The sequence below is a fragment of the Citrobacter sp. wls711 genome (assembly GCF_005281055.1).
Taxonomy (GTDB): Bacteria; Pseudomonadota; Gammaproteobacteria; order Enterobacterales; family Enterobacteriaceae; genus Citrobacter; species Citrobacter gillenii.
Map to the genome: position 1 here is coordinate 261,551 of NZ_SZXC01000020.1, position 13,011 is coordinate 274,561.

Below are 13,011 nucleotides of genomic sequence, written 5' to 3' on the forward strand. Positions count from 1 at the left end.
CACGCGTAATCGCCCCACTACGAAACCGCATGGAGAAAAGGCGCTGGCTCCCCGGCACGCAGGTACAGCAGAATATCAGCGGCATCCAGGAGTCCGGCGTCAGAATTCACACCCAGTTTAGACATCACGTTAAATTTATGCGCCCGAATGGTTTTAATGTTCCGTTCAAGCTGAATGGCGATCTGCGGCATCGAGTATCCATTCGACATAAAACGCAGTATTTCGCGCTCAGTAGGGCTTAACATACGGTTTTGGTTAACAAACCAGTGATTTTTTGTCCCTTCGATTCCCCGTTTGGCGCAATTCAAGGCTGCGAGTAGCCCTTCCTGTAATACATCCAATGATGATGCTTTGCTGATGACCCCATCCAGCGGCAACGGGGAAAGCGAGCTAATTAATCGCACTTCAGCATCATCATCAGCGATCACCACGCGCCGGATACGTGGATAATTGACCGCCAGTTCCGTCAGGTAGACCAGTCCAGCGCGGCGATCCGCTCTTAATGCTGAAAGTGAAAAAATGACCGCAGAAAAAGACGTTTTTAATATTTCCTGGCTAAAGGTCAGCTGATTAGAAAACTGATAAAGATGGTATGGGCTATCTGGCATGGTATTAAATAAACTCTTAATACCAACACGACTCATTGCGCACTTTTCTACCAGTGCGACATTGCTTTTGTTATTTCTGCTTTCCATTCCGTGGTCTCTCCATAAACTGAAGGTAAGTTCAGCTCTCGTGCTCCTTGAGAACTGTTTATCCATGCATACATTTCTGCATTGCTATGGATTGACAGGCGCCGCATCGCGCTATTTTTTTGCGCGCTAATTGTTTTATTACTTTTCTTTAGTAACATCGCAATTTGGTTAATTCCCCAGCCTTTTCCGAGTAGCTGTAACACTTTTCTTTCAGAAAGAGTGAGAACAATTGACCGGGCGCTGTGATCCTGTAATTCAGCGTAAATTGGCGGGGAGAGCAGCACCTTACTGATTCTCTCGGCCCGGGTATTTCCCGAATGAATAACATTCACCAGACTCTCAATGGGTTCCGCATCAGATAACAGTGAGCTGACAGGACACATGAGCAACTCAACAGCCAGAGGATAAAACAGGCGTGAAACGAGAAAAACCCAGTGGATATCGCGATATTGAGACAGTAAAGAATAGTATTGATCGCAGATTGCACGCGGATTACTACAGTCCCTGGTTAAGTCAGCTATCACCAGGTCAGAGCAGCGCAACTGCAGCAAAGTTAGTTCTTCTACAGAGCGACAATACGTCAATTCATAATCAGAGAACTGCCCTTGCATCACCCCTTTAAGTCCAGTTTGTATGATTGGTAGTTTACTAATGATAATTGCGTTTTTGCAGCGTCCTGGCAACATAACTCCTCCATATTCACCTGTCCGCAATCTTGCTCACCTGAACGTTATCTATAAATTAATAAATCGGCAGGTAAAAATGATAGACAGTATGAATTATTTATCCTTGGCTTTTATTTTAAATATATGAAAAAGTGATGACCCTACAATCCTAATAGCATCACACTATAAAACCATCCTGATATAATCACTTAGAAGAACATTAATTGTACAATTAAAATAACTACATTAATTTATTAGCGCTACTTACGTAATTACTGCACACAGAAATAACCGCACCAGGGAAGTTAACCCTATAGCATAGAAAAGAGAGCCGTACATCGGCAAAACTCACCGCTCTGCCTCTTTTTTCAACACAAAGATTGATCTTAGCCAGAGCCAGCGGGATCATGCTTCATGATAAAAAGAAGACAGTCGTTATCCAGAGTGCATCTTTTCAGTCAGAGCGAGCCATGCAAACAGAGCAGTCGTCACAGCGAACGGTTACACGGTTATGTATACAATGTGGACTATTTTTACTGCAACACGGGGCGGAAAGCGCGCTGGTTGACGAACTCTCTACCCGCCTCGGCCTGGCGCTTGGTATGGATAGCGTAGAAAGCGCCATCTCCTCTAACGCTATCGTCCTGACCACCATTAAAGACGGACAATGCCTGACATCGACCCGAAAAAATCAGGATCGCGGCATCAATATGCACGTCGTAACCGAAGTTCAGCACATCGTCATTTTGGCCGAGCATAAGCTGCTGGACGGCAAAGGCGTGGAGAAACGCTTTAGTCAGATTAAACCGCTGCGCTACCCTCGATGGCTGGTTTCATTGATGGTCGGCCTGTCCTGCGCCTGCTTTTGTAAGCTGAATAATGGCGGATGGGATGGGGCGGTTATTACCTTTTTTGCCAGCATGATTGCCATGTATATCCGCCAGATTCTGGCCTCCCGGCATTTGCATCCGCAAATTAACTTTTGCGTCACCGCTTTTGTCGCCACCACCATTTCCGGTCTGCTGCTGACGTTGCCGACGTTTAATCACACGCCGACGGTTGCCATGGCGGCCAGCGTGCTGCTGCTGGTTCCAGGTTTCCCATTGATTAACGCGGTCGCAGATATGTTTAAAGGGCACATAAATACCGGGCTGGCGCGCTGGGCCATTGCCAGCCTGCTCACGCTGGCAACCTGCGTTGGTGTAGTGATGTCGATGACTCTGTGGGGGTTACGCGGATGGGTGTAATTGATTTCATTTTTGCCCTGCTGCAGGACATGATCCTGTCTGCAATTCCGGCTGTCGGATTCGCCATGGTCTTTAACGTACCGCATCGGGCGCTCCCCTGGTGTGCCCTGCTCGGCGCGCTTGGGCACGGTTCACGCATGGTGATGATGACCGCGGGGCTCAATATCGAATGGTCAACCTTTATGGCATCATTACTGATTGGCTGCATCGGGATCCAATGGTCACGCTGGTATCTGGCGCACCCGAAAGTCTTTACCGTCGCGGCAGTAATCCCCATGTTTCCGGGGATCTCCGCGTACACGGCGATGATCTCTGCGGTAAAAATCGGTCATTTCGGTTACAGCGAAGAGCTGATGATTACCCTGCTGACTAACTTCCTGAAAGCCTCGTCCATCGTGGGGGCTCTGTCCATCGGGCTTTCCGTACCGGGATTATGGCTGTATCGCAAACGCCCGCGCGTGTGACGGTGCACCTGCTTAAATACCATAGCGGATGGGGAATCACCCTCATCCTGCTGCTCTCCTTCTTCTCTGTGTTACTATAAAAGCAGTCCCCTTCTCGGTTGTTGTTCAGTATTGAGAAACATTATGCCCTGTAAAATTTTGACTCCGGACGTCGTCGGTATTGACGCCTTATTACACGATCACCAGGCCGTGCTGGCAAAGTCAGCTGGTGGCGCAGTGGCCGTTTTCGCCAATAATGCGCCCGCGTTTTATGCCGTAACCCCTGCGCGTCTGGCCGAACTACTGGCGCTCGAAGAGAAGCTGTCACGTCCGGGAAGCGATATCACGTTGGATGCGCAATTTTACGAAGAGCCGCAAGCGGCACCTGTTGCCGTACCGATGGGGAAATTTCCGATGTACGCTGACTGGCAGCCCGATGCTGACTTTCAGCGACAGGCCGCGCTATGGGGCATCGCGCTCAGAGAACCGGTCACCGCCGAAGAGCTGGCCGCGTTTGTGGCCTACTGGCAGGCAGAAGGCAAGATCTTTCACCATGTTCAGTGGCAGCAAAAACTCGCGCGTAGCGTACAAATTGGCCGGGCCAGCAATGGCGGAATGCCCAAACGTGATGTTAACAGTGTCAGCGAACCTGACAGTCATATTCCACCGGGTTTTAGAGGATAACGATGAAAAACGTTGGCGACCTGATGAAACGTCTGCAAAAAATGATGCCGCCCAATGTCGAGCCCGCATTCAAAACGGGCGAGGAACTGCTGGCGTGGCAAAAAGAACAAGGTGAAATTCATGCCGCGGCGCTGGCGCGCGAGAACCGGGCCATGAAAATGCAGCGCACGTTTAACCGCTCCGGTATCCGTCCGCTGCACCAGAACTGCTCGTTTGAGAACTATCGGGTCGAGTGCGAAGGACAAATGAATGCCCTGAGCAAAGCCCGTCAGTACGTCGAAGAGTTTGATGGCAATATTGCCAGCTTTATCTTCTCCGGCAAACCTGGCACCGGAAAAAACCATTTGGCTGCCGCCATCTGCAACGAACTGCTGCTGCGCGGCAAGTCAGTGCTGATCATTACCGTGGCAGACATTATGTCGGCAATGAAAGAGACGTTCAGCAATCGTGAAACCAGCGAAGAGCAGCTGCTCAACGATCTCAGCAACGTAGATCTGCTAGTGATCGACGAGATCGGCATGCAGACCGAATCGCGCTATGAAAAAGTGATCATCAACCAGATCGTCGATCGCCGCTCTTCCTCCAAGCGACCGACCGGCATGCTGACAAACAGCAATATAGATGAAATGAACAAACTGCTGGGTGAGCGCGTGATGGATCGTATGCGACTCGGCAATAGCCTGTGGGTGATTTTTAACTGGGAAAGTTATCGCAGCCGGGTGACAGGCAAAGAGTATTGAGACCATTCCTAACATCAGCAGCGCTATACTGCGCTGAAAAGGCATGACACGAGTTACCTGGAATGATAATGATGAAAGCAACAAAACGATTTCTGTGCTGTGCGGTTGCCGCCAGCACGCTGATCTCCACCAGCGTTTTCGCCGCCTCCTGGCAGGATTCACTCTCCAGCGCGGCTGGCGAACTGAGTAAGCAAACCTCTGGCTCTCAGAGCAGCAACTCACTCTCGTCCCTGACCAGCCTGCTCGGCAGTAATCAGTCGCTCACGTCCAGCAGTATGAACAACGCAGCCGGGATTCTGGAATATTGTGCAAAACAGAAACTGGCTTCGGTCACCGATACCGAAAACGTCAAAAATCAGGTGCTGGATAAACTAGGCCTGGGCGCAACGGAGCAGAAAAAAGACACCAACTATCTGGACGGCATTCAGGGCATGCTCAATGCCAAAGATGGTCAACAGCTTAATCTGGAGACGATTGGTAACAGCTCGCTGGCAAAGCAAGTCAAAACCAAGGCCTGCGATCTGGTGTTAAAACAGGGTATGAACTTCATTTCCTGATGTACAAATGCCGCGCACGGTTTTTCACAACCTGCGCGGTATCAATTTATGTCCCGAAAACATTCCTCAAAGTAATCAGTAATACCCTTCAACACCCCGCATATCTAAACCAATTCTGAATAACAACGTATTTAAATGTCACTACAATTGCAGCAATGTAGCAACGCTATTACATTGTACTTTCCAGAAATGATTAGCCTGCCAGGTATTTACCCGGCTTACTGAGGATCGTCCGTTGTCTGAATTATTCTCCATCACTCTGTTTCTCGCGTCGGTGTTGATTTACGCCTGGAAAGCGGGTCGCAACACCTGGTGGTTTGCCGCCACGTTAACGGTGCTGGGGATTTTTATTGTCCTGAATATCACGCTGTATGCCAGCGACTATTTCACCGGCGACGGCATCAACGACGCAGTGCTGTACACGTTGACCAACAGTCTGACCGGCGCGGGCCTTGGCAAATATGTTCTGCCGGGCATTGGGATTGCACTGGCGCTGGCCACCGTGTTTGGCGCGCTGGGTTGGGTGCTTCGCCGTCGCCGCCACCATCCTCATCACGTGGGTTACAGCCTGCTGGCTCTGCTGCTGGCGCTGGCGTCGGTGGATGCCAGCCCGGCGTTTCATCAGATAACCGAACTGGTGAAATCCCAGTCGCGCGATGGCGACCCGGACTTTGCGGCGTATTACAAAGAGCCGTCAAAAACCATTCCCAACCCGAAGCTGAACCTGGTATATATCTACGGCGAAAGCCTGGAACGCACCTATTTTAACAATGATGCATTCCCGGATCTGACCCCGGAGCTCGGGGCATTAAAAAACGAAGGGATGGATTTCAGCAATACTATGCAGCTGCCGGGAACGGATTACACCATCGCCGGCATGGTCGCTTCACAGTGCGGCATTCCGCTGTTTGCCCCGTTTGAAGGTAACGCCTCGGCATCAGTTTCCAGCTTCTTCCCAAACAATATTTGCCTGGGCGACATCCTGAAGAACTCCGGCTATCAAAATGTCTTTGTGCAGGGCGCAAATCTGCGCTTTGCCGGGAAAGACGTGTTCCTGAAATCCCATGGTTTTGATCATCTGTACGGCGCAGAAGAGTTAAAAGGCGTAGTAGCGGACCCGGCCTATCGTAATGACTGGGGCTTTTACGACGATACCGTCCTCGATGAAGCGTGGAAAAAATTCGAAGAGCTTTCACGGTCTGGTCAACGTTTTTCACTGTTTACCCTGACGGTCGATACTCATCACCCGGATGGATTTATTTCGCGCACCTGCAACCGCAAACGCTATGACATCGATGGCAAAGCCAATCAGTCATTTAGCGCAGTCAGCTGTAGTCAGGAAAACATTGCCACGTTTATTAATAAGATCAAAGCGTCACCGTGGTTTAAAGATACCGTAATTGTGGTGTCCTCCGATCATCTGGCGATGAACAACACCGCCTGGAAGTACCTGAACAAGGAGGATCGCAACAACCTGTTCTTCGTGCTACGCGGCGACAAGCCGCAGCAGGATACGCTGGCGGTGAAACGCAACACGATGGATAACGGCGCGACCGTCCTGGATATTCTCGGCGGCGATAACTTTATCGGTCTAGGACGCAGTAGCTTGTCGAGTGAGTCCGTGTCAGAAGTATTCCTGAACATCAAAGAGAAAATGCTGGCCTGGAAGCCCGATATTATTCGCCTGTGGAATTTCCCCAAAGAGATGAAAGCATTCACCGTCGACACGGACAAAAGCATGATCGCGTTCTCCGGCAGTCACTTCCGCCTGCCGCTGCTGCTGCGCGTGTCGGAGCAACGCGTTGAGCCACTGCCGGAAAGTGAATACTCTGCCCCGCTGCGCTTCCAGCTGGCGGATTTCGCCCCGCGCGATAACTTTGTCTGGATAGACCGCTGCTACAAAATGGCCCAACTGTGGGCACCGGAACTGGCGCTCTCCACCGACTGGTGTGTATCACAAGGGCAACTGGGCGGGCAACAAATTGTACAACACGTCGATAAAGCCAAATGGCAAGGTAAAACCGCGTTTAAAGACACGGTGATCGACATGGAGCGCTACAAAGGTAACGTCGATACGCTGAAAATTGTCGATAACGATATTCGCTACAAGGCCGACAGCTTCGTCTTTAACGTGGCCGGCGCGCCAGAAGAGGTGAAACAATTTAGCGGGATTTCGCGCCCCGAATCCTGGGGGCGCTGGTCCAATGCGCAGCTGAGTGACGAGGTAAAGATCGAATACAACGCCCCGTTACCGAAGAAATTCGATCTGGTGATCACCGCCAAAGCGTTCGGTGACAACGCCAATCGTCCCATCCCGGTACGCATCGGCAACGAGGAACAAACGCTGGTGTTAAGCCATGACGTCAGCACCATCACGCTGCATTTTGATAACCCAACAGACGCCGACACGCTGGTCATTATCCCACCCGATCCCGTCGCTACCAACGAGGGCAACATTCTGGGCCACTCTCCGCGTAAGCTGGGGATCGGAATGGTTGAAATCAAAATCGTGGACCTGCAAGGATAAAAAAAACAGCGCCCAACACACCTCCGGGCGCTGCATGGCAACCTTATCAGAAGGTGATCACGCCCTTAATCAGTTCACGGTTGTTGATCACATCCCGCTCGTAGATCTCTGCAAGCGTGGCAAACGCGTAACGGTGAGTCAGCATCATGTCCGCCGTCAGCTTACCTTCCGACATCAGGCGACCGACTTTGGCAAAGTCTTCCGGCGTGGCGTTGCGACTGCCCATCATGGTGGTTTCTTTCTTGTGGAATTCTGGGTCAGAAAACTGCAAATCACCTTTGAACAGCCCAACAAACACAATGCTGCCGCCGTGACGAATCAAATTCACCGTGTTGTTCATTGCATGCTGATTCCCCGTCGCATCAATCACTTTTTGCGCCAGAGAACCGTCAAACTGCGCGCGTAGCTGCGCGTCAAAGTCCTCAGCAGAGGGATCGATAACCGGTAATCCTAAGCGGGAGACTACATGCTCCCGCCTGGCAGGGCTGGTGTCCGCCACCACCACCTGTGCGCCATCGGCTTTGGCAATCGCCGCAGCGCCAAGACCAATCGGCCCCGCTCCCACCACCAGCACCTGCTCGCCAGGCACCACGGCAGCCCGACGCACAGCATGCGCACTGATGGCATACGGTTCGATCAGCGCCGCCGCTTGCGGATCAATGCCCTGCGCATCCAGCAAGTTGGTCTCCGGCACGGACAGGTATTCGCTGAAGCCCCCATCCTGGTGCACGCCAATCACCGAAATCTTCTCGCAGCAGTTGGTGCGCCCGCTCTGGCACGCCGGGCACTGTTGGCACGCAACGTAAGGAATAACCGCAACCTGCTGGCCTATTTCCAGATTTTGTATATTCCGCCCCAGACTGACAACTTCCCCACATATTTCATGACCTAACACGCGTGGATAGCTGAAAAAAGGTTGATTGCCACCCCAGGCATGAATATCGGTCCCACAAATTCCGACAGACTTTATTTTTATTAATGCTTCGCCATTACCCGGAATAGGTATATCACGTTCTTTCCAGACTAATTTTTTGGGTTCCTGGCAAATCAGTGTATTCATCGTAGACATGATTCTGCTCTCCTGTTTTTTTGTTGCCTCAGATATCGATGAAAATAAAAATGCTGGCGCAAGCAGAAACATAATCTGTGAAACCCAACGCATAAAAATGTTTTAAATCGGGTTTTAATAGGTAAAAAGGAGACACCATGAGCCGTTCACAGAATCTACGCCACAATGTGATTAACCAGATAATTGATGATATGGCGCGGGGTCATATTCCTTCCCCACTTCCTTCGCAAAGCGCGCTGGCAGAGATGTACAACATCAGCCGCACCACCGTGCGCCATATGCTGGGCCATTTAGCTGAATGCGGTGTGCTGACGCAGGTGGGTAGCCACTACGTAATCGTACGCAAACCGGATCATGACGACGGTTTTGATTGCACTACGGCCTCCATGGCTGAGCAAAATCGTATTTTTGAACAGGCATTTTTCACTATGATTAACCAGCGCCAGCTGCGCGCAGGCGAAACGTTCTCCGAGCTGCAGCTTGCCAGAGCAGCGGGCGTCAGCCCGGTCGTTGTGCGGGAATACCTTTTAAAATTCGAACGTTACAACCTGATTAAAAACGAAAAACGTGGTCAGTGGAGCATGAAGCAGTTCGACCAGGCCTATGCCGAACAACTGTTCGAACTGCGCGAAATGCTGGAAACGCATTCTTTGCAGCATTTCCTGAATCTGCCCGACAATGACCCGCGCTGGCTACAGGCCAAAACGCTGCTTGAGCGCCACCGGATGCTGCGCGACAGCATTGGCAGTAGCTTTCGTATGTTCTCGCAGTTAGACCGCGAGTTCCACGCTCTGCTGCTTTCCGCTGCTGATAATATTTTTTTTAATCAGTCGCTTGAGATAATTTCTGTGATTTTCCACTTCCACTATCAGTGGGACGAAAGCGACCTCAAGCAGCGCAACATCATTGCCATCGATGAGCATATGACCATTCTCAGCGCGCTGATCTGCCGCAGCGACCTGGATGCCACCCTGGCACTCTGTAACCATTTGAATTCAGCCAAACAATCGATGATTCGCTCTATCAACCAAACCAGTGACAGCACCCATTAAGAACGGATAAAAAACAGCAAACCACTACCGGGAGCACGATTTTATAAAAATAAAAACGCCAGAAAAAACCTCTTGCCTATGCTCACGCTAAGTCGACTGCATTAAAAAAATTTCGTGAGCGGTGATGAATAACGTGATTTATCACTGGTATTTTTCAATACAGCACGGTCTGGCACCGTGTAAAAATAAATTATTGAGGTTCAGGAGTCCGGCGTGGAAAAAAATAATATTACCCTCGACCCGAGTTCTTCGTTTGGCACCTCGTCATCTGCGGATATTAATGTTCCGCCAGACGGCATGGTGCAACGCAGCAGTCGAATAAAACGTATTCAGACCACAGCAATGATTTTATTATTTTTTGCGGCGGTCATTAATTATCTCGACCGCAGTTCACTGTCAGTAGCTAACCTGACAATTCGTGAAGAACTGGGACTCAGCGCAACCGAAATCGGCATCCTGCTGTCCGTGTTCTCTCTCGCTTACGGTATTGCGCAACTGCCCTGCGGTCCGCTGCTGGATCGCAAAGGCCCGCGCATTATGCTGGGGCTAGGCATGTTCTTCTGGTCGCTGTTTCAGGCGATGTCCGGCATGGTACATACCTTCACTCAGTTTGTGCTGGTACGTATCGGGATGGGGATTGGTGAAGCGCCAATGAACCCGTGCGGCGTGAAGGTGATCAACGACTGGTTTAACATTAAAGAGCGCGGCCGCCCAATGGGGTTATTCAACGCTGCCTCAACGATTGGTGTCGCCATTAGCCCACCGATTCTGGCCGCGATGATGCTGGTGATGGGCTGGCGCTGGATGTTTATCACTATCGGCGTTCTGGGTATTTTCCTCGCCATCGGCTGGTACATGCTGTATCGCAACCGCGAGCAGATTGAACTGAGCGCCACCGAACAAGCGTACCTGAACGCCGGTAGCGTCAATGCCCGCCGCGATCCGCTGAGCTTTGCCGAATGGCGCAGCCTGTTCCGTAACCGTACCATGTGGGGCATGATGCTGGGCTTTAGCGGCATCAACTACACGGCATGGTTGTATCTGGCCTGGCTGCCGGGTTACCTGCAAACATCCTATAACCTGGATTTAAAAAGTACCGGGCTCATGGCCGCGATCCCGTTCCTGTTTGGCGCAGCTGGCATGCTGATTAACGGTTTTGTCACCGACTGGCTGGTGAAAGGCGGCATGGCGCCGATTAAGAGTCGTAAGATTTGTATCATTGCCGGGATGTTCTGCTCTGCTGCATTCACCTTCGTGGTACCGCAGGCGACAACCTCAATGGCCGCAGTGTTACTGATTGGGATGGCGCTGTTCTGCATCCACTTCGCCGGCACGTCCTGCTGGGGTTTGATCCACGTCGCAGTGGCTTCCCGTATGACCGCGTCCGTGGGCAGTATTCAGAACTTTGCCAGCTTTATCTGTGCGTCGTTCGCACCGATTGTCACCGGATTTATCGTGGATACCACCAACTCTTTCCGTCTGGCGCTGATTATCTGTGGTTGCGTGACGATGGTAGGGGCGTTCGCTTATATCTTCCTGGTTCGCCAGCCGATTAGCGACCCGCGTCAGGAGTAATGACGTGTAGCCCGATAGCATCGGGCTACACATACCTTCCCGGTAAGCCGGATGAGCAATAGTACCATCCGGCATCACAGGCTTAGAACGTTTCCCAGTTCTCACCCGCATCCGTCGCCACAGCTTTACGTGGCTGGGTGGTTGTCGATGCCGGTTTTACGGCAGCAACATCACGCGGACGCTTTTGATCGTGCTGAATACGGAACACGGCAACGGCCTGGGTCAAACGGCTGGCCTGTTCTTCCAGCGCCGCCGCGGCGGCAGCGGACTCTTCCACCAGCGAGGCGTTCTGTTGGGTTACACGATCCATCTCGGCAACGGCCAGACCGACCTGATCGATACCGCGGCTCTGCTCGTCAGACGCTGAAGCGATTTCCCCCATGATATCGGTCACGCGGGTCACCGCATTGACGATCTCATCCATGGTTTCACCGGCGCTTTCAACCAGCGTTGACCCGACATCCACGCGGCTGACCGAGTCTTCAATCAGGCTCTTGATCTCGCGCGCGGCCTGCGCACTGCGCTGGGCCAGGTTACGGACTTCACCGGCGACCACCGCAAATCCACGGCCCTGCTCACCTGCGCGTGCCGCTTCTACTGCGGCGTTCAACGCCAGAATGTTAGTCTGGAAGGCAATGCCGTCGATCACGCTAATAATATCGGCAATTTTCTGCGAACTGGAGGCAATGTCACGCATGGTTTGCACCACATTGTCCACCACTTTGCCGCCTTTCTGCGCCGTTTCGGAGGCACTCAGCGCCAGATGGCTGGCCTGACGGGCGTTTTCGGCGTTCTGCTTCACGGTTGCCGTCAACTCTTCCATGCTGGCCGCGGTTTCTTCCAGCGAAGCCGCCTGCTGCTCAGTACGTGACGAGAGATCGTTATTACCCATCGCAATCTCGCTGGCACCGCTGTAAATGGCGTTAGCACCGTTACGCACATCACCCACGGTGCTCATCAACTCACTCTGCATGTGGCGCAGGCTCTCGGCCAGTTGCCCAATCTCGTTGGAGCCTTCCACGTCGATGCGTTTCACCAGGTCACCGCTGGCAATATGACGAATGCTGTCGATCAGACGATTCATTGGGGCAATCAGCGAGAGCTTAATGCCAAACCAGACGGCTATAATGGCCGCCAGCACGGTAATCAGCACGCAAGCAAGCACCCACATCGCCTGGCTGTAAGAGCTGTTGTTATCTTCAACCGCAATGTCATACAGATGATCGTTCTGCTGCATGTAATTCATATACTGCTTCTCAAAGCCATCCTGATAGCTTTGCGTCGGCTGATCAAAGAACGCATTGATCTTGCCGTCACCCAGCAGCTGGATCAGCTCCGCCAGCGCGCCGTGGTAGATATCATAGGTACGATTGATCTCCTGGAACGCGGCTTCGCTTTGACGCGGATCGCGCGGCAGCGATTCATAGGTCGCCCAGTTTTTCTCGGTCATTTTCAGCGCAGTGCTCGCCACCTGCATCAGCTCTGCCACGGTGGCGCCGCTGCCGATATTGCTCTGATCCATCATGTAGCGGATCCCTGCCCGGTTCAGGGTATTTCGCGTTTGCAGCAGTTCAACCCAGGTCGCATTCAGCGCAGACTGCTGCTGGCGAATATTTTGCAGAACGGTAAAGTTCTCCTTGTCATTCTTCAGTGAATTAAAGAACAACCCGCCCGAGGCCAGCTGTAAAAGACCAAACAGCGCCAATACCAGCAGTAAGCTGGTAACAATCTTCATTCGTTTTAACATGTTTTCTCTT

General features: G+C 51.8%; 12 protein-coding genes. 8 read left to right on the forward strand and 4 right to left on the reverse strand.

What is annotated here, in order from left to right; translation table 11 throughout:
• Nucleotides 1–17: 17 nt before the first annotated feature.
• Nucleotides 18–695 carry a DNA-binding transcriptional activator BglJ gene (gene bglJ / locus FDW98_RS06845; RefSeq protein WP_096758418.1) on the reverse strand — a complete coding sequence of 226 codons (678 nt, stop codon included), beginning with the start codon at nucleotides 693–695 and terminating at the stop codon, nucleotides 18–20.
• Nucleotides 656–1,381, reverse strand: a complete 726-nt coding sequence (locus FDW98_RS06850) for a LuxR C-terminal-related transcriptional regulator (protein ID WP_096758419.1) — start codon at nucleotides 1,379–1,381, stop codon at nucleotides 656–658. Before FDW98_RS06850 ends, bglJ begins: the two co-directional genes overlap by 40 nt.
• Nucleotides 1,382–1,830: 449 nt before the next feature.
• Between FDW98_RS06850 and FDW98_RS06855 the strand changes: the two genes are divergently transcribed.
• The 6 genes from FDW98_RS06855 (at nucleotide 1,831) to opgB (ending at nucleotide 7,558) form a co-directional block, all read left to right on the forward strand.
• Entirely contained in the window at nucleotides 1,831–2,607 is a 777-nt protein-coding gene (locus FDW98_RS06855) for a threonine/serine exporter ThrE family protein (RefSeq protein ID WP_138140550.1), read from the forward strand.
• On the forward strand, nucleotides 2,598–3,071 hold the full coding sequence (locus tag FDW98_RS06860; RefSeq protein WP_096758421.1) for a threonine/serine exporter: 474 nt from the start codon (nucleotides 2,598–2,600) through the stop codon (nucleotides 3,069–3,071). Before FDW98_RS06855 ends, FDW98_RS06860 begins: the two co-directional genes overlap by 10 nt.
• Nucleotides 3,072–3,194: 123 nt before the next feature.
• Nucleotides 3,195–3,734, forward strand: coding sequence for a primosomal protein DnaT (gene dnaT, locus FDW98_RS06865; protein WP_096758422.1), 540 nt, complete (start codon nucleotides 3,195–3,197; stop codon nucleotides 3,732–3,734).
• Nucleotides 3,735–3,736: 2 nt separating this feature from the next.
• Nucleotides 3,737–4,474, forward strand: a complete 738-nt coding sequence (dnaC, locus tag FDW98_RS06870; protein ID WP_096758423.1) for a DNA replication protein DnaC — start codon at nucleotides 3,737–3,739, stop codon at nucleotides 4,472–4,474.
• Between the two features lie 68 nt (nucleotides 4,475–4,542).
• On the forward strand, nucleotides 4,543–5,031 hold the full coding sequence (locus tag FDW98_RS06875; RefSeq protein ID WP_096758424.1) for a DUF2501 domain-containing protein: 489 nt from the start codon (nucleotides 4,543–4,545) through the stop codon (nucleotides 5,029–5,031).
• A 235-nt stretch (nucleotides 5,032–5,266) separates the two neighbouring features.
• Entirely contained in the window at nucleotides 5,267–7,558 is a 2,292-nt protein-coding gene (opgB, locus tag FDW98_RS06880; RefSeq protein WP_096758425.1) for a phosphatidylglycerol--membrane-oligosaccharide glycerophosphotransferase, read from the forward strand.
• Between the two features lie 46 nt (nucleotides 7,559–7,604).
• Here opgB and FDW98_RS06885 read toward each other — a convergent pair whose 3' ends face one another.
• Nucleotides 7,605–8,627: a zinc-binding alcohol dehydrogenase family protein gene (locus tag FDW98_RS06885; protein WP_096758426.1), complete on the reverse strand. Its 1,023-nt coding sequence runs from the start codon at nucleotides 8,625–8,627 to the stop codon at nucleotides 7,605–7,607.
• A gap of 137 nt (nucleotides 8,628–8,764) precedes the next feature.
• On the opposite strand from FDW98_RS06885, the gene FDW98_RS06890 reads away from it, so the two are divergent.
• Nucleotides 8,765–9,679 carry a GntR family transcriptional regulator gene (locus tag FDW98_RS06890; protein WP_096758427.1) on the forward strand — a complete coding sequence of 305 codons (915 nt, stop codon included), beginning with the start codon at nucleotides 8,765–8,767 and terminating at the stop codon, nucleotides 9,677–9,679.
• A gap of 213 nt (nucleotides 9,680–9,892) precedes the next feature.
• Nucleotides 9,893–11,254 carry an MFS transporter gene (locus FDW98_RS06895; protein ID WP_096758428.1) on the forward strand — a complete coding sequence of 454 codons (1,362 nt, stop codon included), beginning with the start codon at nucleotides 9,893–9,895 and terminating at the stop codon, nucleotides 11,252–11,254.
• An 82-nt stretch (nucleotides 11,255–11,336) separates the two neighbouring features.
• Here FDW98_RS06895 and tsr read toward each other — a convergent pair whose 3' ends face one another.
• On the reverse strand, nucleotides 11,337–13,001 hold the full coding sequence (gene tsr, locus FDW98_RS06900) for a methyl-accepting chemotaxis protein (protein ID WP_096758429.1): 1,665 nt from the start codon (nucleotides 12,999–13,001) through the stop codon (nucleotides 11,337–11,339).
• Nucleotides 13,002–13,011 lie beyond the last annotated feature (10 nt).